This window comes from Klebsiella sp. NPDC088457 (assembly GCF_044900465.1).
GTDB lineage: Bacteria > Pseudomonadota > Gammaproteobacteria > Enterobacterales > Enterobacteriaceae > Klebsiella.
Window position 1 is genome coordinate 65,898 of record NZ_JBJDNH010000012.1, and the last position, 20,876, is coordinate 86,773.

Here is a 20,876-nt window from a genome sequence, read left to right on the forward strand (position 1 = left end):
ATGGCCTCCTTTACTTCACAAAACGGTCGGTGACGTACTGGCTGTAGTCGGCGCCGGCGGTCGGCACTTTACCCTGCTCTTTGAGGAATTTAGCGGTGTCGACGATCGCTTTGTTCACCGGGCCGCTCAGCTCCTGCGCCTGCTGGGCGGCGGTCAGATAGGTATTCCCCTTCACCAGACCCGGGACGTCGGCCTCCGGCACGCCGCTCAAACGCGACAGCTTGCTGATATTCTCCGGCTGTTTCAGCCACTCATCGGGGTTCGCGATGTACGGCTGCTGGGCGTCGATGGCGCTCTTCGCAAAGGCTTTCACGATCTCAGGGTGTTTATCGGCAAAATCTTTGCGCACCACCCAGACGTCAAGAGTCGGCGCGCCCCACTCGCCCACCTGCGACGAGTCGGTCAGCACCTTGCCCTCTTTTTCCAGCTCATTCACCGCCGGTGCCCAGACGTAGGCGCCGTCAATATCGCCGCGCTGCCAGGCGGCGATAATCGCCGGCGGCTGCAGGTTAAGAATCTGCACCTGCCCCGGCTTAATGCCCCAGTGTTTGAGCGCCGACAGCAGGCTGTAGTGGGTGGTGGAGATAAACGGCACCGCGATACGTTTGCCGATCAAATCCTCCGGTTTCGTGATGCTCTTTTTCACCACCAGCGCTTCGGAATTGCCGAGTTTCGAGGCCAGCAGGAAGACTTCAATCGGCACCTGCTGGCTGGCGGCTACCGCCAGCGGGCTGGAACCGAGATTGCCGATCTGCACATCGCCGGAAGCCAGCGCCCGCACGATGCTTGCGCCGCTGTCGAATTTGCGCCAGTCAACGGTCGCGCCGCTCGCTTTGGCGAAGGTGTTGTCCGCCTGCGCGACTTTCGCCGGCTCGGCAGAGGTTTGATAAGCCACGGTGACGTTAACCGCCTGCGCCTGAAATGCGGCGAATGCCAGTGCGGCGAAAAGTGTGAAACGCGATGTGAGTGCCATAGTGTCTGCTTCCCCTGAGTTGTTATGGGTGCAGTATTTCCGGCCTGATGTGTTTGATGAAGTAATTAAAAATTCTGGTTAATAGCCAATCGTTTTTAGATAAATACCGGCAATCGTTATCTGTTTTTCACAAAAAGCGTCAAATGCGCCAGCGCCCGGCCATTCGTCGCAGCGCGGAACGCCGCCGGGAATGAGAAAGAAGTATGACGGTTTTGTTACACGCATTGCATAACTGCATCTGGCCGATTGCCAGCACAGCGCCAGCAGGCATCATAGGATCATGATTCGGCAAGAGAGAAACAACATGATTCGGGTGGTGCTGGTCGATGACCATGTGGTAGTGCGTTCCGGCTTTGCGCAATTACTCAGCCTCGAAGAAGACCTCGATGTTGCGGGCCAGTACAGCAGCGCGGCGCAGGCGTGGCCTGCCCTGCTGCGCGATGACGTCAATGTGGCGGTGATGGATATCGCCATGCCGGATGAAAATGGCCTGAGTCTGCTAAAACGGCTGCGCGCGCAGAAGCCCGGCTTTCGCGCCATCATTCTCAGTATCTACGACACGCCGGCTTTTGTGCAGAGCGCGCTGGACGCCGGGGCCAGCGGCTATCTCACCAAACGCTGCGGGCCGGAAGAGCTGGTGCAGGCGGTGCGTTCGGTCGGCATGGGCGGGCACTATCTCTGCGCCGACGCTCTGCGGGCTCTGCGCGGCGGCGAACAGCCGGCGCCGGCGCTGGGGGGACTGACTCCCCGCGAGCGCGAGGTCTTTGACCTGCTGATTAAAGGCAACAGCGTGAAGGAGATCGCCTATACGCTCGACCTCAGCCATAAGACGGTGCATGTGCACCGCGCCAACGTATTGAGCAAGCTGCAGTGCCACAGCACCATTGAGCTGGTGCATTTTGCCCTCGATCACCAGCTGCTCCCGGGGCATTAATGTCGCGCAATCTTCGCCATGGGGTGATCTCGCTGTTTATCGTGCTGGCCTGGGGCAGCGGCTGGCTGATGCTGTGGACCCTCGGGTTTTACCTGACCCACAACGGTCAGCAGGCGGCGCTTTTTCTACCCCACGGCGTCTACCTGGCGCTGCTGATTCTGCTTTCACGCCGCTACTGGCCCGCGCTGGCGCTACCGCCAGCGGCGATGCTGTTCTGGCTGCACGGCGAACAGCTGCTGAGCGGCTATGCTCTGCTGGCCGCACCGTTCATTCCCCTGTTTCCCGCCGCCCTTGCGCAGACCTGGTGGCACCGTTTTCCCCTTTACTGGCAGCGGTTGACGCTGCTGCTGGCCACGGTGACGGCGACCTCATTACTCAATACCGCCCTGCTGTCGCCGTTTGTGGCTACCCCGGTGCTGCTGCCAGGTCTGGCTTCGTTTACCGGCGGCGTGCTGCTGACGCCGTTCGTCTATCTGATCTTTGAATTTTTACGTCAGCAGCATCGCTATAACCTGCTGGGACTGGATACCAATAACCCTCCGCTGCGCACGTCGTTAATTATCTGGTGCAGTTTGTTCTTTATTATCGGCATCGCTACCCAGGTGGTGCTGTCGCCGGAAATTGAGCGCCTGCTGCTGATCGTGGTATTTCTGCCTAACGTAGTGATGGCGTGGAAGTTTGGCTGGCAGGGCGGCGTACTCGCCGGTCTGTTGGGCAGTATGATGATTACCATCGCCCGCCAGATTGGCGTGGGATTCAGCAATCTGGTGGAACTGGAGATCTTCCTGGCCACTCAGTCACTGCTCGGCATCGGCCTGGGGATCGCCATCAGCCGTCAACAGCATCTGGCGCAAAACCTGCATCATTACCGCCAGCGGCTGGAGAGTGAGCTGGCGGCGCGGCGGGCGCTAACCGAACAGTTGATCCACAGCGAAGAAGACACGCGCAAAAGCCTGGCGCGTGAACTGCACGACGAAATTGGGCAGAACATCACGGCCATCCAGATCCAGTCGCAGCTGGTCAAGCGGGCGCGCGACCCGGCGCAAACCCAGGCGGCAGCCAGCCAGATTAACGACCTGGCCCGGCGGATCCATCACTCCACCCGCCAGCTGCTGCGTCAGCTGCGCCCACCGGCCCTTGACGAACTGTCGTTCGAGGAGGCGCTGCAGCATCTGCTCAATGAATTCGCCTTTGCCGAACGCGGCATTCGCTGCCGGTTTATCTGGCAGCTGACCACCACGCCGGAAAGCGAAACGCTGCGCTTCACGCTGTACCGGCTGTTGCAGGAGTTGCTCAACAACATCAGCAAACACGCCGGAGCCAGCGAGGTCGCGATTACCTTGCGCCAGCAGGATAACGTTTTGCATCTGGAAGTGGAGGACAACGGCGTGGGCATTAGCCCCGGCACCCCCCCCGGATTCGGCATTCAGGGGATGCGCGAGCGCGTTAACGCCCTCGGCGGCGAGCTGACGCTGGAGTCGCAGCGCGGTACGCGGGTAATTGTTAACCTGCCCACAAATTTGCAACAAACCGCCTCGTAACCAGGAAAAAGTCTTAGCCACTCCGGACTTTCTCTCATCCCCTTTCGTTTTCCCTTCCTTATAGTCAGCAAAACGGAGACGACTATGCCCCCAGGCGCGACCAGTGAAATCCAACAACGCTACCGGACGCTACGTTCACGACTGCTGATGTGCATGGTTATTGGCTACGCCGCCTTTTACCTGACGCGCAAAAGCCTTAACTACGTGCTTCCCGCGCTGCAAACCGATCTCGGGCTGGATAAAGGCGCTATAGGACTGTTGGGCTCGCTGTTTTATCTGACCTACGGCCTGTCGAAATTTGCCGCCGGGCTGTGGCACGACAGCCACGGGCAGCGCTGGTTTATGGGCGTCGGACTGTTTGCCACCGGCCTGCTGAACGTGGTGTTTGCCTTCGGCGAGTCGCTGATGCTGCTGCTGGCGGTCTGGACGCTGAACGGATTTTTTCAGGGCTGGGGGTGGCCCCCCTGCGCCCGCCTGCTGACCCACTGGTACTCACGCAATGAGCGCGGTTTCTGGTGGGGATGCTGGAATATGTCGATCAACATCGGTGGGGCGATCATCCCGCCGATCAGCGCCTTTGCCGCCCACTGGTGGGGCTGGCAGGCGGCGATGCTGGCGCCGGGGGTAATCAGCATGGCGCTGGGAGTCTGGTTAACGTTGCAGCTGAAAGGAACGCCCCAGCAAGAGGGATTGCCATCGGTTGGGCACTGGCGCAGGGACCCGCTGGAGCTACGTCAGGAGCAGCAAAGCCCGCCCATGGGTCTGTGGCAAATGCTGCGCACCACCATGCTGCAAAACCCGATGATCTGGCTGCTGGGGGTCTCTTACGTACTGGTTTATGTGATCCGCATTGCCCTTAACGACTGGGGCAATCTCTGGCTGACGGAGAACCACGGCGTCAACCTGCTCAGCGCCAACGCCACGGTGATGCTGTTTGAAGCGGGGGGCTTGCTCGGCGCGCTGTTTGCCGGTTGGGGCTCGGATTTGCTGTTCAGCGGCCAGCGGGCGCCGATGATTTTGCTGTTCACGCTGGGGCTGATGGTCTCGGTCGCCGCGGTACTTATGGGTTTATTGCTGATGCCGCTACTGATGGCGGGCATTACTACCTCTCCCGATCAAAGGATAAAACAATGAAAAAAACGCTGGTCACAACCCTGATGGCTTCCGGCATTGCGCTGGCGACGTTAAGCGGCGCGGCACACGCCAAAGGCCGTCTGGTGATTTACTGCAGCGCCACGAACGAAATGTGCGAGGCAGAAGCCAAAGCCTTCGGCGACAAATATGATGTAAAAACCTCATTCATCCGCAACGGCTCCGGCAGTACGCTGGCGAAGGTCGATGCTGAGAAGAAAAACCCGCAGGCCGACGTCTGGTACGGCGGCACGCTCGACCCGCAATCCCAGGCGGGGGAAATGGGCCTGCTGCAACCCTATAAATCCCCTAACCTCGAGCAGGTGATGGAGAAATTTCGCGATCCGGCGAAGCTAAAAGGCAACTACTCGTCGGCGGTCTACGTCGGCATCCTCGGTTTTGGCGTCAACACCCAGCGCCTGAAAGAGAAAAACCTGCCGGTGCCGAAATGCTGGAAGGATCTGACCAAAGCGGAATACAAAGGCGAAATCCAGATTGCCGACCCGCAAAGCTCCGGCACCGCCTACACCGCGCTGGCGACCTTCGCCCAGCTGTGGGGTGAAGACCAGGCCTTTGACTACCTGAAACAGCTGAACGCCAACGTGTCTCAGTATACCAAATCCGGGATTGCCCCGGCGCGCAACGCCGCCCGCGGCGAAACGGCAATTGGCATCGGCTTCCTGCACGATTACTCGCTGGAAAAAGAACAGGGCGCGCCGCTGGAGCTGATTTCTCCGTGCGAAGGTACCGGCTACGAAATTGGCGGCGTCAGTATCCTGAAGGGCGCGCGCAACCTCGACAACGCGAAACTGTTCGTCGACTGGGTGCTGTCGAAGGATGCCCAGGAGCTGGCGTGGCAAAAGGGTAAGTCCTATCAGATCCTGACCAACACCACCGCCGAAACCTCGCCGAATTCGCTGAAGCTCGACGATCTGAAACTGATCAACTACGACATGGATAAGTACGGGTCAACCGACGTCCGTAAGGCGCTGATCAACAAGTGGGTCAGCGAAGTGAAGATGGGTAAATAAGCCCACATTTTCTGCCCAATGGGCGGCAGACATTTTCCGCCTGCTCGCCGGCGGGTATGCGGTTATTGCCGGGTAAGCGTCACCCCTTGCCCGGCCTGAACATCCGGAAAGCTTATGGCACACACACTTGCACTCCGTCCCGCTAAAAAACGGGATGCGATATTCCTTTTGGTTTTGCTGGGCTGGCTGGCGTTCGCGCTGCTGCCGAGCTGGAGCCTCGATTACGGCCTGCTGGAGTCGACGAGCGATGAAATTCTCGCCGCCTACGGCTGGTCACAGTTCAATATCAGCGCCTTGTGGTATTTGCTGCCGAGCCTGCTGCTGATTCGCCCGTTCCACGAGGCCGGACGCGAGCCGCGCAGCCGCCACTATTTCGACGCCGGCTGGGCGTTCCTGTGCATGGCGTTTATCGTCATCAGCGCCACGATTGAAGGCCGTGGCTTAGGCTACGCCACCATCGTACTGTTTGTGGCATTGGGCGCGATCGTGACCCTGGCGCTGACCCGCCTCGAATGGCTGGGAGGCGACCGTTTCGTCATCGGCGCGCTGGTGGTGATTGTGGCGCTCATCGCCATCTTTATCGTCTGGCCAAGCATCGCGATTTTTATCCCGATGTTCACCAACGATGCGGGGGAATTCGCGCCGCTGGCGTTTATGGTGGTACTTGCGCAGGCGCATATTGTCCAGGTCATCATCAACTCGATCCTGCTGTCGATCGCCGTCGGCGTCGGCTGCACCTTCTTCGGCCTGGTGCTGGCCATCTACACCACCCGTATCGCCATACGCAGCGCCATTATTGGCCGCATCTTCTCGATTCTGCCGATCGTCACGCCGCCGTTTGTCGTCGGCCTGGGGGTGACGCTGATGATGGGGCGCTCCGGCTACGTCACCGAATTTATGGTGGCGTGGTTCGGCCTGAGCAACACCAACTGGCTGTACGGCTTTACCGGCATCTGGCTGGCGCAGGTCCTGGCCTTTACCCCGATGGCGTTTATGATTCTCGACGGCGCGATCAAAACCATTCACCCCTCGCTGGAAGAGGCGTCCTACACCCTGCGCGCCAGCCGCTGGCAGACCTTTAACGGCGTTTTTGTCCCGCTGCTCAAGCCGGCGCTGGCTAACGCCTTCCTGATTGTGATTGTCCAGTCGCTGGCCGACTTCAGTAACCCGCTGGTGCTCGGCGGCAACTTCGACGTGCTGGCGACGCAAATCTACTTCTACATCACCGGTTCACAGCTCGATTACCAGGCCGCCAGCACCCTCGGCGCCTTCCTGCTGCTGTTCTCTCTGCTGGTGTTCTGCATCCAGTACATGTGGATCGGCAAGCGCTCTTACGTCACGGTATCCGGTAAATCCTACCGCGGCGAGGTTCAGCCGCTGCCGGTCACTCTGGTATGGAGCGTGATCGCGCTGCTGGCGGTGTGGATCGCCTTTAACGCCCTGCTCTACGGCAGCATTTTCTACGGCAGCTTCACCGTCAACTGGGGCGTCGATTACACCCTGACGTTGGATAACTTTATTAAACTATTCGGCCAGGGGATGAGCGACGGAGCATGGCCTTCCCTGCTCGATACGCTGCTCTACGCCGGGATTGCCGCCCCTATCACCGCCGCCTTCGGCCTGCTGATCGCCTGGATCGTCGTTCGCCAGCAGTTTAAAGGCAAAAAGACGATCGAGTTCACCACTATGCTGTGCTTTGCCGTCCCCGGCACCGTGGCGGGGGTCTCCTATATTCTCGCCTTTAACAGCGCGCCGGTGTACCTCACTGGAACGGCGGCTATCGTCATTATCTCGATGGTGATGCGCAACGTGCCGGTGGGGATCCGCGCCGGGATCGCCGGCCTGGGGCAGATTGATAAATCGCTGGATGAGGCCTCCCTGAGCCTGCGCGCCGGTTCACTGCGCACCATCACCCACATCCTGCTGCCGCTGCTGCGCCCGGCGATCCTCTCGGCGCTGATCTACAGCTTCGTGCGCGCCATCACCACCGTTAGCGCCATCGTGTTCCTCGTCACGCCGGATACCCGCGTGGCAACGGCCTACATTCTCAACCGCGTGGAAGACGGCGAGTACGGCGTGGCGATCGCCTACGGCTCGATCCTGATCGTGGTGATGCTGGCGATTATTTTCATCTTTGACTGGCTGATCGGTGAAGCGCGAATCTCCCGTTCAAAAGCCAAAAACCAGGCGTAATGGAGCGCACTATGAGTCAGAAAAATTTTGTTGAGCTGCGCAACATCAGCAAACGATTTGCCAGCAACACCGTTATCGACAACATCAATCTCATCATTCCGCAGGGACAAATGGTGACCCTGCTCGGCCCTTCCGGCTGCGGAAAGACCACCATTCTGCGGCTGGTCGCCGGGCTGGAAAAACCGAGCGCAGGGCAGATTTTCATTGATGGCGAGGACGTGACCCATCGTTCTATCCAGCAGCGCGATATCTGCATGGTGTTCCAGTCTTACGCCCTGTTTCCGCATATGTCGTTGGGCGAAAACGTCGGCTATGGCCTGAAGATGCTCGGCGTGTCGCGCGCCGAAGTGAAGCGCCGGGTGAAGGAGGCGCTGGCGATGGTCGATCTCGACGGTTTTGAAGAGCGCTATGTCGACCAGATCTCCGGCGGCCAGCAGCAGCGCGTGGCGCTGGCCCGCGCGCTGATCCTCAAACCGAAGGTGCTGCTGTTTGATGAACCGCTCAGCAACCTTGACGCCAACCTCAGACGCAGCATGCGCGACAAAATCCGCGAGCTGCAAAAGCAGTTTGATATCACCTCGCTGTACGTCACTCACGATCAGAGCGAAGCCTTTGCGGTTTCCGACACCGTACTGGTGATGAATAAAGGGCATATTATGCAGATCGGCTCACCGCAGGAGCTCTATCGTCAGCCGGCCTCGCGCTTTATGGCAAGCTTTATGGGCGACGCCAACCTGTTCCCGGCTACCTTCAGTCAGGAATATGTTGATATCTACGGCTACCGTCTGCCGCGCCCTGCGCACTTTGCTGCCGGGGGCTCCGGCACCCTCGGCGTGCGTCCGGAAGCGATCACCTTAAGCGATCGCGGAGAGGAGAGTCAGCGCTGCGTCATTCATCACGTGGCCTATATGGGGCCGCAGTATGAAGTGACGGTGGTATGGCAAGGGCAGGAAATCTTATTGCAGGTGAATGCCACCCGCCTGCAGCCGGACGTGGGCGAGCACTATTACCTCGAAATCCATCCGTACGGCATGTTTGTTCTCGCCGAGGCGGCGTAATGCGTTGCCGGGTACTGCGGCCCGGCAACCCTCAGCGGCGCGCGTTTAAACCGGCAATATCCTGCGGCGTGGTACGACAGCAGCCGCCAATCAGCTTTGCGCCGGCCGCCAGCCACTGCGGCAGGTAATCATGCAGGCGGGCGCAGTTTTCTCCGTGGCGATGCCAGGTTTTGCTCTGCGCGTCGTAGTGCTCGCCGGAGTTGGGATACACCACCAGCGGCAGCGCGGTCAGACTCTGCAGATGCGCCAGCGCGGCGGTCGCACTCTCCAGCGGGATACAGTTTATCCCCAGCGCCACCACCTGCGACGAGTCCGCCAGTGCGGCCACCACCTCCCGCAGCGGCGTGCCGTCGCTCAGGTGTCCGGCGTCGCGCAGGGTAAACGAGAACCAGGCGCGAGCGCGCGGATAGTCGGCGAGCAGCGCCGCCAGCGCGCGAATCTCGGCCAACGACGGCAGGGTCTCACAGGCCAGGAGATCCGCCCCGGCGTCCAGCAGGGCTTCAATCCGCGGCCGATGGAACGCCTGAAACGCCTGGGCAGTGCGCTGGTAATCGCCGCGGTATTCAGAACCGTCGGCAAGATACGCGCCATAGGGCCCGACCGACCCGGCGACCAGCAGCGTGCCCGCCCGCGGGTTTTCCGCCAGATACGCTTCCCGCGCCTTTCGCGCCAGCTCAACGCTGGTGCTAATCAACGCCTTCGACCGGGCCTGGTCCAGCCCGCGGGCGGCAAAACCGGCCGGCGTCGCCTGGTAGCTGGCGGTGATCGCCACCTGCGCCCCGGCGCGAAAGTAATCGAGGTGTACATCGCGGATCAGCTGCGGGTTTTCCAGCAGCACCTTCGCCGACCATAGGCTATCGGCGAGATGACAGCCGCGCGCTTCCAGCTCCGTCGCCATCGCGCCGTCAAGCAGCACAAAGGGCTGGCTGGCAAGGAGCGCGGTTAACGGGTTACTCTGCGACATGTTGAGACTCCTGGGTCAATGTCCGTGAACGAGCCAGATAGTACGCACCCTAACCCAGTGCCAATGACGCCGCCCAATGACAGCATGATCAGATGGCGCGTTTTCATGATGCGCGTTAACTACCCATCGGCTTGTTGCGTTGTCTGCATATGAACTTCTAAACGTATGGACATCCAAACATCCAAAAGAGGTCCGTTATACCCTGCCGCGCCATAAAATGCAAAACGCCCTGCACCATTCCGTCATGCGATCGTCGTGCATCCTGCCCCATTTTTGCCCACCCGCCGCCGTCGGCCGGGCCAGCGGCGCGGGCGACATTCTGGCATCCTCCTTGCAACTCTCGTTCATCTTGATCCGCTGAGGTATTCACGATGACAGGGCAAACCACGACATTAAAAAGAACGCTCGGCAGCTTCCGTTTATGGGGCATTGCCGTTGGGCTGGTCATTTCCGGCGAGTATTTTGGCTGGAGCTATGGCTGGTCGCAGGCCGGGACGCTGGGCTTTATGATTGTGGCGCTGGCGATTGCCGCCATGTACTGCGCCTTTATTTTTAGCTTTACCGAGCTGACGACCGCGATTCCCCATGCCGGCGGGCCGTTCGCCTACGCTTACCGCGCCTTCGGCCCCACCGGCGGCTTTATTGCCGGTTTTGCCACCCTGATTGAGTTCGTCTTTGCGCCGCCGGCCATCGCCATGGCGATCGGCGCCTATCTCAACGTTCAGTTCCCGGCGCTGGATCCGAAATGGGTAGCCTGCGGCGCCTACGTGGTCTTTATGACCCTGAATATTCTCGGGGTCGGCATCGCGGCCACCTTCGAACTGATTGTCACCCTGCTGGCGATTTTCGAGCTGCTGGTGTTTATGGGGGTGGTTGCGCCAGGCTTCTCATGGAGCCACTTTACCGCCAACGGCTGGGCCGGGGCGGAGAGCTTCAGCGGCCTGGCGCTGCCGGGGATGTTCGCGGCGATCCCCTTTGCCATCTGGTTCTTTCTGGCGATTGAGGGCGCGTCGATGGCCGCCGAAGAGGCCAAAGATCCGCAGCGCACCATCCCGCGCGCCCTGGGGGGCGGCATTCTGACCCTGACCGTGCTGGCGATCGGCGTGATGGTGTTCGCCGGCGGCGTCGGCGACTGGCGCACGCTGGCCAATATCAATGACCCGCTGCCGCAGGCCATGAAAATCGTGGTGGGCAGCAGCAGCGGCTGGCTGCATATGCTGGTATGGCTGGGGTTGTTCGGCCTGGTGGCCTCGTTTCACGGCATCATTATGGGCTATTCCCGGCAAATCTACTCCCTCGCGCGGGCCGGCTATCTGCCCGCCAGCCTCGCGACCCTCAACCGCCGCACCCGCACGCCGCATCTGGCGATCCTTGCCGGCGGCGTGGTCGGGATTGCGGCGATTTTTTCCGACTCGCTGATCACCATCAGCGGCATGCCGCTGACCGCCTGCATCGTCACGATGTCGGTATTTGGCGCTATTGTTATGTATATCACCTCGATGGCGGCGCTGTTTAAACTGCGCCGCAGCGAGCCCAGGTTGATCCGGCCGTTCCGCGCGCCGCTGTACCCCTGGGCGCCCGCGTTTGCGCTGGCGATGGCGGTGCTCTGCCTGGTGGCGATGGTCTGGTATAACCCGCTGCTGGCGCTGATTTTCGCGGCAATGATGCTGGGAGGCTACCTGTGGTTCCGTAAAACCGCGGCCTCCCGCGAACGCGCGGCGGTGGATCCGCAGCTGCGCACAGTCTCCTGAGGAGTCGGCATGTATAAAACCACGCTATCAGGCCAGGTCTGGCGCTTTGATAGCCTGAAGACATTAATGGCCAAAGCCTCCCCGACGCGCTCCGGCGATGCCCTTGCGGGCATTATTGCCGATAGCGCCGAGGAGCGCATGGCGGCGAAAATCGCGCTGGCGGACGTCCCGCTGAGCGAAATTCTGGCGAATCCTCTCATCCCCTATGAACAGGATGAGGTGACCCAGCTGATACTCGATACCCACGATAACCAGGGTTTTGCCGCCATTCGTCACCTGACGGTGGGCGATTTCCGCGACTGGCTGCTGGATGACGCCACCGATACCGCCACTCTGCAGCGGGTGGCGCGGGCGATTACGCCCGAGATGGCGGCGGCGGTCAGCAAATTAATGCGCAATCAGGATCTGATCCTCGCCGCCAGCAAGTGCCGGGTCACCACCCGCTTTCGCAATACCCTTGGTCTGCCGGGGCATCTTAGCGTGCGCCTGCAGCCCAACCACCCGACCGACGATCTGAAAGGCATCGCCGCCAGCATGCTCGACGGCCTGCTCTACGGCGCGGGCGACGCGGTGATCGGCATCAACCCGGCCAGCGACAGCCTGCCGGTGCTGGCGCAGCTTAACCATATGCTCGACGATATTATTCAGCGCTTCGCCATCCCTACTCAGTCCTGCATTCTGACCCACGTCACCAACACCCTGCAGCTGATCGAGCGCGGTGCGCCGGTCGATCTGGTGTTTCAATCGGTGGCGGGGACCGAGGCGGCCAACAGCGGTTTCGGTATCAATCTGGCGCTGCTGCAGGAAGCGCGGGAAGCCGCCTTGAGCCTCAACCGCGGGACGCTGGGCAACAATGTGATGTATTTCGAGACCGGTCAGGGCAGCGCGCTTTCCGCCAACGCCCATCACGGCGTGGATCAGCAGACCTGCGAAGCCCGCGCCTACGCCGTCGCCCGTCATTTTGAGCCGCTGCTGGTCAACACGGTGGTTGGCTTTATCGGCCCGGAATATCTCTACGACGGGAAGCAAATTATCCGCGCCGGTCTGGAGGATCACTTCTGCGGCAAGCTGCTGGGGCTGCCCCTCGGCTGCGACGTCTGCTATACCAACCACGCCGAAGCGGATCAGGATGATATGGATACTCTGCTGACCCTGCTGTGCACAGCCGGACTGACCTTCCTGATTGGCGTTCCGGGCGCGGACGATATCATGCTCAACTACCAGAGCACCTCGTTTCACGATGCGCTGTACGCCCGGCGCCTGCTGGGCTTAAAGCACGCGCCGGAGTTCGCCGCTTGGCTGAGCAGAATGCAGATTATTGACCCGGACGGCGCGCTGCGTCTGACCGATGCCCGTCACCCGCTGCTGTCCGTCCTGCCGCAAGGAGAATCGGTATGAATCGCCCCGACGCCTGGAATCCGCTACGTGAATTTACCGCTGCGCGTATTGCTCTCGGCCGCAGCGGCGCCAGCCTGCCGACTCGCGAAGTGCTCAATTTCGGCCTCGCGCACGCCAGAGCGCGCGATGCCATCCACCAGCCGTTTGCCAGCGAGCGGCTGGAACCCGAACTGGCGGCAATGGGCCTCTCAGCGTTAACGGTCCATAGCGCCGCCGGCGATCGGCATATTTACCTTAACCGCCCCGACCTGGGACGTCGTCTGGATGACGCCAGCCGCGCCGGTCTGGCCGCCAGCGGCGCCCGTCCGGCCGACCTGCTGCTGGTGATTGGCGACGGGCTTTCCTCTTATGCGGTGCACCGGCAGGCTCTGCCGCTGATACGCGCGCTGCTGCCCTATCTGCGCACTCTGGGGATCAGCCTGGCGCCGGTAGTGCTGGCCCATCAATCGCGGGTGGCGCTGGGGGATGATATCGGGGAAACCCTGCAGGCCAGGGCGGTGGCGATGTTAATTGGCGAGCGGCCGGGGCTCTCTTCGCCGGATAGCCTTGGCGTCTATCTGACCTGGCAACCGCATCGCCAGCGGCTGGAGTCGGAGCGCAACTGTATTTCGAATATTCGCCCGCAAGGGCTGAGTTATGATGCCGCCGCCTTCAAGCTGGCGTGGCTGCTGGAGCAGGCTTTTTTACGTCGTCTGACCGGCGTACACCTCAAGGACGAAAGTGACAATCCGGCGCTACATGGCAAGGTGAAACCGTTGGGGATTCAACCGGGTTAAAGATTAAAGCTGCTGGAGGCTGCGGCCTGTCGTCCCTTTCGCCGCAACCTCCAGCAGCCTCGCGCTACACAAAGCACACCTCGTTCCAGTAGGCTTCACGCGTCCTGCGTCGCTCAGTATGTTTTATCATGACGAAACCACCGTGTTTCAACATTGCCAATATCCACGCCGTACAGGCTGGCGACCGGTAATATTGCCTCCATCATCCGTTGGGTATCCTGCTGCCCGGCCTCACCGGTAGATAAAAAAGCCAGCCAGCGCGTGATTCGTTGCCATAGTGCTACTTTCATTTTTCCTCCGTCGGGAAGCGATTTGTCTGGCTACATTTCAACCACAGATCCTCCGCTGCGGGAAATATCAATTCCGGGTTTTCAATGCCGAAAGACGCATATTACGCAGCGCTCCCCGGATAGCGGCGCGACGCGCCTTATCCGGCCCCCCCTGATCCATCGCCCCGGTCAGCGCACCGCGGACGGGGAATACCCATGAGTTTGTTAAGTTCTTTTTCGTTATAGATAAGAACTTTTTCTTCTTTGCCGGGGGCGGCCCATTTGTGGGAGCGTGATAGCCACAAAACAAAAACAGGGATTCAGGGGAAATAATCATGCGCATTGCAAAAACAAAAATCGCGCTGGCGCTGGGAATTCTGGCGCTGACCGCCCAGGTTCAGGCAGACCAGCTGGCAGACATTAAAGCCGCAGGGGTGGTGAAAGTCGCTACCTTCGACGCCAATCCGCCGTTTGGTTCCGTCGACCCGAAAACCCACCAGCTGGTGGGCTATGATGTCGATTTCGCCCAGGCGCTGGCAAAATCGCTCGGGGTAAAACTGGAGCTGGTGGCCACCAACCCGGCCAACCGTATTCCGCTGCTGCAATCCGGTAAAGCCGACCTGATCGTCGCCGATATCACCATCACCCCGGAACGCGCACAGGTCATTGATTTTTCTACGCCGTATTTTGTCACCGGCCAGCAGTTCCTCGTCCCGGCAAAATCAGCGGACCAGCTCGACAGCTACAGCAAAGCGCGGATCGGCGCGGTAAAAGGCACCACCGGCGAACAGGCGCTGCACCAGCGTTTCCCGCAGTCGCGCGTGCTCTCCTATGACGATATTCCGCTGGCGCTGACCGCGCTGCGTAACGGCAACGTTCAGGCCATCACCCAGGACAGCACCATTCTTGCCGGTCTGCTGGCAGAGGCCCCGGACAAAGCCAACTTTAAAATCCTCCCTGATTTGCTGAGCAAAGAAGAGATCGGCGTTGGCGTGAAGAAAGGCGAACCGGCGCTGCTGAAGGCGGTGAATGATGAGCTGGTCAACCTGGAGAAAACCGGCCAGGCCGCGAAAATCTATGACGTCTGGTTTGGCCCGGCCACCAAAACGCCTCAGCCGCGTGCGTTTACCATAGAAGCTAAATAATATGTTATCGGGTCTGTTTTCACGCTCCGCGGCTTCGTCCGCGGATTTTTCGCATCTGCAGCGCGCCAGCATTGAATTCCGTAAAGCGGCAAAAAGCTACGGCGATCATCAGGTATTGAACGGCGTGGATCTGCAGGTGGATCCCGGGGAAGTGGTGGCGATACTCGGCCCCTCCGGATCGGGGAAATCCACCCTGATTCGCCTGATCAATCAGCTTGAATCCCTCAGCGGCGGCGAGATCCTGATCGACGGCAAACCGACGAGCCAACTGACGGGCAGCGCCCTGCGCCAGCTGCGCAGCCGCGTGGGCTTTGTGTTCCAGCAGTTCAACCTCTATGCCCATCTGACGGCGCAGGAAAATATCACCCTTGCGCTGGAACGCGTGCACGGCTGGGCGAAACACGCCGCCCGTCAGCGGGCGCTGGAGCTGCTGCGACAGGTCGGGCTGGAAGATAAAGCCCGGCAAATGCCGGCCCAGCTCTCCGGCGGCCAGCAGCAGCGCGTAGCCATTGCCCGCGCCCTCGCCTCCTCGCCGCAAATTATTCTTTTCGATGAACCGACCTCGGCGCTGGATCCGGAAATGATCGGCGAAGTTCTGCTGGTCATGAAGGCGCTGGCGCACAGCGGGATCACCATGCTGGTGGTCACCCATGAAATGCAGTTTGCCCGCGAAATTGCCGACCGGGTGGTGTTTATCGACGGCGGCGACATTCTCGAAGTGGCGCCGCCGGCGCAATTTTTCGCCCATCCGCAGCACGCCCGCACGCGTCGCTTCCTGCAAAAGGTGCTCAATCCGCTGCACCAGGAGAGTCTCGGGTGAGCCCTGTTCTCGACTGGCACGGCGTACTGAGCGGGCAGCCTCTGCAGTGGATCATCTCCGGCTTTCTGACCACCGTATGGGTCAGCGTCGCCGGGATCATACTGGCTACCGTGCTGGCCGTTCTGCTGCTGGCGCTGCGCTTAGGCGGCGGCAAAGCGGGCCGTGGGCTGGTGGCCTGCTGGGTCTCGCTGTTTCGCAATACCCCGCTGCTGGTTCAGCTGTTGTTCTGGTATTTCGCCGCCTGGAACCTGCTGCCACTGGCGGCGCGGGATTTTATCAACGCCGATCGTCCATGGTCGATTCTGCCGGGTAACGTCTGGTGGCTGACGCCGGAGTTTCTCTGTTCGATGTGGGGACTGGGGGTGTTTACCTCCGCATTTCTGGTGGAAGAGATCGCTTCCGGGCTGCGCGCCGTCAGCCACGGCCAGCAGGAAGCGGCCCTCTCCCAGGGATTTACTCCATGGGGCGAGCTGCGCCATATTCTGCTGCCGCAGGCGCTGGCGAACGCCTGGCAACCGATCATTGGCCAGTACCTGAATCTGATGAAGCTTTCATCGCTGGCCAGCGGTATCGGCTTTGCGGAACTGACCTACCAGGTGCGGCAAATCGAAAGCTATAACGCCCATGCGCTGGAGGCCTTCGCCGTCGGCACGGTACTGTACCTGGCGCTCGGCGTGGTGATGGGGATAGCGCTGTCGCGTCTCGGCCCGGGCAAAACCCAGCACAGGAGCACCCAGCATGAACGCTAATCTGGCGGTGATCGCCGATAACCTCGATTACCTGCTGTGGGGACGGCTGGCGGATGGCATTCCCGGCGGCGTCGCGCTGACCCTGATGATGGCGATCGGCGCGGCGGCACTGGCCCTACCCGTCGGGATTCTGCTGGCAGGCGCGGCCTGGCGCTACGGCGGCCTGGTGCGCCGGCTGCTGTTTCTCTGGGCGGAGCTGATTCGCGGCATTCCGCTTATTTTCGTCATTTTTTGGCTGTGGTATCTGCTGCCGATGCTCACCGGAAGCGACCTGCCGGGCGCGGTGACGGTGACGCTGGCGCTGGCCTGGTTTACCGCCGCGTCGGTGATGCACTCGGTGCTCGCGGGTCTGCAGTCGCTGCCCGCCGGGCAGTATGAGGCGGCGCGTACTCAGGGCTTTTCCCCGGGGCAAACGCTGCGCTTAATCCTGCTGCCGCAGGCGCTGCGCAACGTACAGCCGTCGCTGGTGGGGATTTTTATCAACCTGCTGAAAGACACCTCGCTGGCGTTTATCGTCAACGTGCCGGAGCTCACCACCGTCGCCGGTCAGGTGAACAACCGGGTGCAGATCTACCCGCTGGCGATTTTCGTCTTCACCGGCGCGGTCTATTACCTGCTGTGCTGCGGCCTGAGCCTGCTGGCAAACCGCCGCTTTACCAGGCGTAACGCTGACAGGCGCTACGCAGGCGGGTAAGAAACTGCTGCGCGTTCGCGGTCAATGCCGATTTTTGCGACCACACGGCGCAATACTGCGCCGCCGGCAGCGAGGAAACCGGCAGGGTCACCAGCTTATCCCCGAGCTGGAGCGGGTGACTCATAGCCCGGGCGACAATGGTCAGATAATCAGACTCCAGCACCATGTTGAGGCCGGTGATCACCGAGTCCGTACGCAGCGGGGTGATCGCCACCTGGCGATAAAAATGAATCAGCTCGTTTTGCAGCTGCTGGTAGTAGCCCATCGGCGACTCCGGCAGCAACCATTTCGCCCGCCGTAAGGCCATCAAATCGCTTTCATTCGCCAGCGGATGCCCTTTACGCGCCACCACGCAGAACGGCGCGGTAAACAGCGGCTCAATCATCACCCCTTCCGGCGGCCGCATCGGGTCCACCGAACCGATCGCCAGATCGATTTCGCCGCTGCGCACCCCGGGCAACAGGGAGGAGAGCTGCCCCTCCTTTAGCGTCAGCAGCATCTGCGGCAACGCCTGCTTAAACCCCTCCGCCACCGCCGGAAACACCGTCAGCGCGATCAGCGAAGAAAAGCCTACCGTCAGGCGGCCGTGGGTCACCTGATTGATTTGTTCAACCTCGTCCGCCGCCCGGCGCAACTCCTCCAGCACCCACTCCGCGCGCTGCGAAAACGCGCTGCCCGCTTCGGTGAGCGTGATCCCCTCTTTGCTACGCAGCAAAAGTTGCGTGCCGAGGGTCTGCTCCAGCTCACGCAACGTCCGGCTGAGCGCCGGCTGCGACTGACCCAGTTCACGTGCCGCCGAACGGATGCTGCCGCTGCGCGCCACCTGCCTTAGCGCCTGCAGATGGCTCACTTTTGGGAGATATTTCACCGCCAACCCCTATCAGAAAAAAGCATCACCTATAGAAAAATTATATCTTCCCGCCGTTGCAGTAAAGCCCCAGGATGCGGATGGGGTCTCCCGCACACACAACACACACTAATGAGACAAAAGGCGGAAACAAAAATGAAAAGTCAGTCTCAAATGATCTTCTTGCTGTTTATTGGCTACGTATTCGTTTATATCGATAAAACCGTCACCGGCTTCGCGCTGCTGCCGATCGAAAAAGAATTTGGCCTCAACGCGGAACAGCTGGGCTACATCACCGGTATCTTTTTCCTCGCCTACTCCCTGTTCCAGGTCCCGGCGGGCTGGTTGAACGACCGGATTGGCTATAAAACGATGCTGGTACTGTCGCTGTCGGCGCTGGGGATTTTCGCCCTCTGCTTCGGCGTGCTGGGCCTCAGCTTTGGTCTGCTGCTGCTGTTTCGCTTTCTCTCAGGGGTGGGCCATTCCGGCTACCCCTGCTCATGCGCGAAAGCGGTAGTCAGTAATTTCAGCGTCGAAAAACGCACCTTCGCTCAGTCAGTTCTGCTCTCCTCCGCCGGTCTGGCGATGACTATCGGGCCGATTATCGCGGTGAACGCCCTGTCGCTGCTGGGCTGGCACCGCTCATTTGCCGCCCTCGGAGCGCTGGTCTGCGTCACTGCCGCCCTCATTGCCTGGCGGGTACCGCGCCGCCCGCCGGCTCCCGCAGTCGCGAAGAAGGCATCCTCTGGCGGCGCGCTGTGGCGTAACCCTACGGTTATCCTGCTGTTTATCTCTATATTCTGCGTCAACATTCCCAGCTACGGCCTGATGGCGTGGCTGCCGAAATTCTTCGTCCAAAGCATGGGCATGTCGCTGTCGGCTTCAGGCTATGTGGTGGCCGCCGGCGGCCTCGGGATCTGGGTTTCATCGCTGGGAACCGGCTGGCTGGTGGGGAAATATTTTCTTCATCGTGAACCGCTGGTGATCGCCGTCAGCGCCCTGCTCAGCGCCGCCGCCATTTTCGCGATTTTTCATGCCGGGACGGCGCTGACCGCCAGCCTGCTGCTGTTCGTCGGCGAGATCTTTTTAATGGCCACTTTCGTTACCGCTTTTACCCTGCCGATGAAGCGGCTGCCGGAGAACATCATGGGTTCAGCTATCGGCCTGATTAATACCGGCGGCACCCTTGGCGGCTTTGTTTCGCCGATCGTGATTGGCTATCTGGTGGCGAAAACCCACAGCTATGCCAGCGCGTTCCTGTTTCTGTCACTGGCGATGGTCTGCTCGGCGATAGCGGTGCTGCCGCTGATGAAACGCAAAACCGTCGCCGGCCTGCCCGTTGCTGATTGAAGGAGAATCTGATGAATCACGCCACCGAACTGCTGATTTCCGCCGCCGCCGAAGAGGCGCTGCGCTGGCGTCGCCACATCCACGCTCACCCGGACCTCTCTTTCCAGGAGAAGCCGACCGCCGATTACATCGCCCGCGAGCTGGCGTCGTTTACCGGGCTGGAGATTAGCCGCCCGCTGGATAATAGCGTGATTGCCGTGCTGCGCGGCCCGCATCCGGGCCCGACGTGGGCGCTGCGCGCCGACATTGATGCCCTGCCGCTGCAGGAAGAGAGCGGCGAGAGTTTCTGCTCCACCGTGCCTGGCGTGATGCACGCCTGCGGCCACGACGCCCATACGGCGATGCTGATGGGGGCGGCAAAAGTGCTGTGCCAGCTGCGCGATAACCTGCACGGCAACATTAAATTTATTTTTCAGCCGGCGGAAGAAGTGCCGCCGGGCGGCGCGCGGGAGCTGGTGGAGCTGGGGGTGGTCGACGACGTGGAGCATATTTTCGGTCTGCACGTTTTCCCCACCAGCCCGGTCGGCACCCTGACGCTGAAAGAGGGGGTCTACGTCGCCTCCAGCGACAATTTCGATATCACCATTCGTGGCAAAGGCGGTCATGGCTCCATGCCGCAGCACTGTATCGACCCGGTCACCATCGGTGCGGAAATGGTCGGGGCATTGCAGCAGATCGTGGCGCGCAATATCGACCCGGGTACGGCGCCGGTATTGACCATCGCTACCTTCCAGGCCGGTGACAGCTACAACGTCATCCCTGACAGCGCCCGCCTGGCCGGCACGCTGCGTACCCATAACCAGCAGGTCCGCGAAGCGGTGCCGCAGCTGATGTCGCGCATCATTGACGGGATTGCCGCCGCCCACGGCGCAAGCTGCGACATTCGCTGGCAGCAGGGTTACGCCGTCGGCCACAACCACGACAGCACCAACGCCATCGCCCGCGCCGCTATCGAACGCCACTTCCCGGCGGGGACCCTGAAGCTGGAGGATCGGCCGCTGTTTGGCAGCGAAGATTTCTCCTCCTATCAGGAAAAGGTTCCCGGTACCTTCCTGTTTATCGGCTGCGGCAACAAGGAAAAAGGGGCCGTCTGGAACGTGCATAATCCGCATTTCCGCATCGACGAAGATGCCCTGGCCGTCGGTATCAAAACCCACATTGCGCTGGTCAGCCCGCTGCTGAACGACGAATAAAGGGCTTTTTCCGCATCTGACGCGCTGCGCCAGATGCGGCTTCCACCGCTTTTCCCCGC

General features: G+C 60.8%; 19 protein-coding genes and 2 pseudogenes. 15 read left to right on the forward strand and 6 right to left on the reverse strand.

Annotation, left to right across the window (positions count from 1 at the left end):
* Nucleotides 1-10: 10 nt before the first annotated feature.
* Together tauA and ACI2JR_RS09825 are read right to left on the reverse strand one after the other, a co-directional pair.
* Nucleotides 11-973, reverse strand: coding sequence for a taurine ABC transporter substrate-binding protein (tauA, locus tag ACI2JR_RS09820; RefSeq protein ID WP_132728323.1), 963 nt, complete (start codon nucleotides 971-973; stop codon nucleotides 11-13).
* 78 nt (nucleotides 974-1,051) lie between these two features.
* Nucleotides 1,052-1,198, reverse strand: a complete 147-nt coding sequence (locus ACI2JR_RS09825) for a hypothetical protein (protein ID WP_462478429.1) — start codon at nucleotides 1,196-1,198, stop codon at nucleotides 1,052-1,054.
* A gap of 79 nt (nucleotides 1,199-1,277) precedes the next feature.
* Here ACI2JR_RS09825 and ACI2JR_RS09830 point away from each other — a divergent pair, with 79 nt between their 5' ends.
* The 6 genes and pseudogenes from ACI2JR_RS09830 (at nucleotide 1,278) to fbpC (ending at nucleotide 8,861) form a co-directional block, all read left to right on the forward strand.
* Nucleotides 1,278-1,907 carry a response regulator gene (locus ACI2JR_RS09830; protein ID WP_462478473.1) on the forward strand — a complete coding sequence of 210 codons (630 nt, stop codon included), beginning with the start codon at nucleotides 1,278-1,280 and terminating at the stop codon, nucleotides 1,905-1,907.
* Entirely contained in the window at nucleotides 1,907-3,448 is a 1,542-nt protein-coding gene (locus ACI2JR_RS09835; protein ID WP_462478430.1) for an MASE1 domain-containing protein, read from the forward strand. Before ACI2JR_RS09830 ends, ACI2JR_RS09835 begins: the two co-directional genes overlap by 1 nt.
* A gap of 84 nt (nucleotides 3,449-3,532) precedes the next feature.
* A pseudogene (locus ACI2JR_RS09840) lies at nucleotides 3,533-4,546 on the forward strand (MFS transporter); the annotation flags it as partial.
* A 32-nt stretch (nucleotides 4,547-4,578) separates the two neighbouring features.
* Nucleotides 4,579-5,610, forward strand: coding sequence for an ABC transporter substrate-binding protein (locus tag ACI2JR_RS09845; RefSeq protein ID WP_132728320.1), 1,032 nt, complete (start codon nucleotides 4,579-4,581; stop codon nucleotides 5,608-5,610).
* 114 nt (nucleotides 5,611-5,724) lie between these two features.
* Entirely contained in the window at nucleotides 5,725-7,803 is a 2,079-nt protein-coding gene (locus tag ACI2JR_RS09850) for an ABC transporter permease (protein WP_462478431.1), read from the forward strand.
* 11 nt (nucleotides 7,804-7,814) lie between these two features.
* Nucleotides 7,815-8,861, forward strand: a complete 1,047-nt coding sequence (gene fbpC / locus ACI2JR_RS09855) for a ferric ABC transporter ATP-binding protein (protein ID WP_462478432.1) — start codon at nucleotides 7,815-7,817, stop codon at nucleotides 8,859-8,861.
* Nucleotides 8,862-8,892: 31 nt separating this feature from the next.
* Here fbpC and mmuM read toward each other — a convergent pair whose 3' ends face one another.
* Both mmuM and ACI2JR_RS09865 read right to left on the reverse strand, forming a co-directional pair.
* The gene (gene mmuM, locus ACI2JR_RS09860) at nucleotides 8,893-9,825 is read right to left on the reverse strand and encodes a homocysteine S-methyltransferase (RefSeq protein ID WP_462478433.1); all 933 of its coding nucleotides are present in this window, start codon (nucleotides 9,823-9,825) and stop codon (nucleotides 8,893-8,895) included.
* A gap of 50 nt (nucleotides 9,826-9,875) precedes the next feature.
* Nucleotides 9,876-9,974, reverse strand: a pseudogene (locus tag ACI2JR_RS09865) (hypothetical protein); the annotation flags it as partial.
* Between the two features lie 222 nt (nucleotides 9,975-10,196).
* Between ACI2JR_RS09865 and eat the strand changes: the two are divergent.
* From eat to eutC, 3 genes are read left to right on the forward strand one after another with little or no spacing between them, the layout of a single operon-like run.
* Nucleotides 10,197-11,576 carry an ethanolamine permease gene (gene eat, locus ACI2JR_RS09870; protein ID WP_462478434.1) on the forward strand — a complete coding sequence of 460 codons (1,380 nt, stop codon included), beginning with the start codon at nucleotides 10,197-10,199 and terminating at the stop codon, nucleotides 11,574-11,576.
* Between the two features lie 9 nt (nucleotides 11,577-11,585).
* Nucleotides 11,586-12,974 carry an ethanolamine ammonia-lyase subunit EutB gene (locus ACI2JR_RS09875; RefSeq protein ID WP_462478435.1) on the forward strand — a complete coding sequence of 463 codons (1,389 nt, stop codon included), beginning with the start codon at nucleotides 11,586-11,588 and terminating at the stop codon, nucleotides 12,972-12,974.
* A complete protein-coding gene (gene eutC / locus ACI2JR_RS09880) occupies nucleotides 12,971-13,750 on the forward strand; it encodes an ethanolamine ammonia-lyase subunit EutC (protein ID WP_462478436.1) in 780 nt (259 codons plus the stop codon). The genes ACI2JR_RS09875 and eutC overlap by 4 nt, the downstream gene beginning before the upstream one ends.
* A 113-nt stretch (nucleotides 13,751-13,863) precedes the next feature.
* On the opposite strand, the gene ACI2JR_RS09885 is transcribed toward eutC, so the two are convergent.
* Nucleotides 13,864-14,040 (reverse strand): hypothetical protein, encoded by a 177-nt coding sequence (locus tag ACI2JR_RS09885; RefSeq protein WP_132728308.1) that lies wholly within the window; start codon nucleotides 14,038-14,040, stop codon nucleotides 13,864-13,866.
* 314 nt (nucleotides 14,041-14,354) lie between these two features.
* On the opposite strand from ACI2JR_RS09885, the gene ACI2JR_RS09890 reads away from it, so the two are divergent.
* From ACI2JR_RS09890 to ACI2JR_RS09905, 4 genes are read left to right on the forward strand one after another with little or no spacing between them, the layout of a single operon-like run.
* Nucleotides 14,355-15,164, forward strand: coding sequence for an ABC transporter substrate-binding protein (locus ACI2JR_RS09890; RefSeq protein WP_132728306.1), 810 nt, complete (start codon nucleotides 14,355-14,357; stop codon nucleotides 15,162-15,164).
* A 1-nt stretch (nucleotide 15,165) separates the two neighbouring features.
* The gene (locus tag ACI2JR_RS09895) at nucleotides 15,166-15,984 is read left to right on the forward strand and encodes an amino acid ABC transporter ATP-binding protein (protein WP_132728304.1); all 819 of its coding nucleotides are present in this window, start codon (nucleotides 15,166-15,168) and stop codon (nucleotides 15,982-15,984) included.
* A complete protein-coding gene (locus tag ACI2JR_RS09900; protein WP_462478437.1) occupies nucleotides 15,981-16,733 on the forward strand; it encodes an amino acid ABC transporter permease in 753 nt (250 codons plus the stop codon). Before ACI2JR_RS09895 ends, ACI2JR_RS09900 begins: the two co-directional genes overlap by 4 nt.
* A complete protein-coding gene (locus ACI2JR_RS09905; RefSeq protein ID WP_132728300.1) occupies nucleotides 16,723-17,427 on the forward strand; it encodes an amino acid ABC transporter permease in 705 nt (234 codons plus the stop codon). Before ACI2JR_RS09900 ends, ACI2JR_RS09905 begins: the two co-directional genes overlap by 11 nt.
* Here ACI2JR_RS09905 and ACI2JR_RS09910 read toward each other — a convergent pair.
* Nucleotides 17,387-18,295, reverse strand: a complete 909-nt coding sequence (locus tag ACI2JR_RS09910) for a LysR substrate-binding domain-containing protein (RefSeq protein ID WP_132728298.1) — start codon at nucleotides 18,293-18,295, stop codon at nucleotides 17,387-17,389. The genes ACI2JR_RS09905 and ACI2JR_RS09910 overlap by 41 nt on opposite strands.
* A gap of 135 nt (nucleotides 18,296-18,430) precedes the next feature.
* Between ACI2JR_RS09910 and ACI2JR_RS09915 the strand changes: the two genes are divergently transcribed.
* Nucleotides 18,431-19,624 carry an MFS transporter gene (locus tag ACI2JR_RS09915; protein WP_462478438.1) on the forward strand — a complete coding sequence of 398 codons (1,194 nt, stop codon included), beginning with the start codon at nucleotides 18,431-18,433 and terminating at the stop codon, nucleotides 19,622-19,624.
* An 11-nt stretch (nucleotides 19,625-19,635) separates the two neighbouring features.
* The gene (locus ACI2JR_RS09920) at nucleotides 19,636-20,817 is read left to right on the forward strand and encodes an amidohydrolase (protein WP_132728295.1); all 1,182 of its coding nucleotides are present in this window, start codon (nucleotides 19,636-19,638) and stop codon (nucleotides 20,815-20,817) included.
* The last annotated feature ends 59 nt before the right edge of the window (nucleotides 20,818-20,876 follow it).

What these genes read in the sequence shown, in the direction of transcription:
- tauA (WP_132728323.1), bottom strand. Translation starts at nt 973, where the DNA reads ATGGCACTCACATCGCGTTTCACACTTTTCGCCGCACTGGCATTCGCC.
- ACI2JR_RS09825 (WP_462478429.1), bottom strand. Translation starts at nt 1,198, where the DNA reads ATGCGTGTAACAAAACCGTCATACTTCTTTCTCATTCCCGGCGGCGTT.
- ACI2JR_RS09830 (WP_462478473.1), top strand. Translation starts at nt 1,278, where the DNA reads ATGATTCGGGTGGTGCTGGTCGATGACCATGTGGTAGTGCGTTCCGGC.
- ACI2JR_RS09835 (WP_462478430.1), top strand. Translation starts at nt 1,907, where the DNA reads ATGTCGCGCAATCTTCGCCATGGGGTGATCTCGCTGTTTATCGTGCTG.
- ACI2JR_RS09845 (WP_132728320.1), top strand. Translation starts at nt 4,579, where the DNA reads ATGAAAAAAACGCTGGTCACAACCCTGATGGCTTCCGGCATTGCGCTG.
- ACI2JR_RS09850 (WP_462478431.1), top strand. Translation starts at nt 5,725, where the DNA reads ATGGCACACACACTTGCACTCCGTCCCGCTAAAAAACGGGATGCGATA.
- fbpC (WP_462478432.1), top strand. Translation starts at nt 7,815, where the DNA reads ATGAGTCAGAAAAATTTTGTTGAGCTGCGCAACATCAGCAAACGATTT.
- mmuM (WP_462478433.1), bottom strand. Translation starts at nt 9,825, where the DNA reads ATGTCGCAGAGTAACCCGTTAACCGCGCTCCTTGCCAGCCAGCCCTTT.
- eat (WP_462478434.1), top strand. Translation starts at nt 10,197, where the DNA reads ATGACAGGGCAAACCACGACATTAAAAAGAACGCTCGGCAGCTTCCGT.
- ACI2JR_RS09875 (WP_462478435.1), top strand. Translation starts at nt 11,586, where the DNA reads ATGTATAAAACCACGCTATCAGGCCAGGTCTGGCGCTTTGATAGCCTG.
- eutC (WP_462478436.1), top strand. Translation starts at nt 12,971, where the DNA reads ATGAATCGCCCCGACGCCTGGAATCCGCTACGTGAATTTACCGCTGCG.
- ACI2JR_RS09885 (WP_132728308.1), bottom strand. Translation starts at nt 14,040, where the DNA reads ATGAAAGTAGCACTATGGCAACGAATCACGCGCTGGCTGGCTTTTTTA.
- ACI2JR_RS09890 (WP_132728306.1), top strand. Translation starts at nt 14,355, where the DNA reads ATGCGCATTGCAAAAACAAAAATCGCGCTGGCGCTGGGAATTCTGGCG.
- ACI2JR_RS09895 (WP_132728304.1), top strand. Translation starts at nt 15,166, where the DNA reads ATGTTATCGGGTCTGTTTTCACGCTCCGCGGCTTCGTCCGCGGATTTT.
- ACI2JR_RS09905 (WP_132728300.1), top strand. Translation starts at nt 16,723, where the DNA reads ATGAACGCTAATCTGGCGGTGATCGCCGATAACCTCGATTACCTGCTG.
- ACI2JR_RS09915 (WP_462478438.1), top strand. Translation starts at nt 18,431, where the DNA reads ATGAAAAGTCAGTCTCAAATGATCTTCTTGCTGTTTATTGGCTACGTA.
- ACI2JR_RS09920 (WP_132728295.1), top strand. Translation starts at nt 19,636, where the DNA reads ATGAATCACGCCACCGAACTGCTGATTTCCGCCGCCGCCGAAGAGGCG.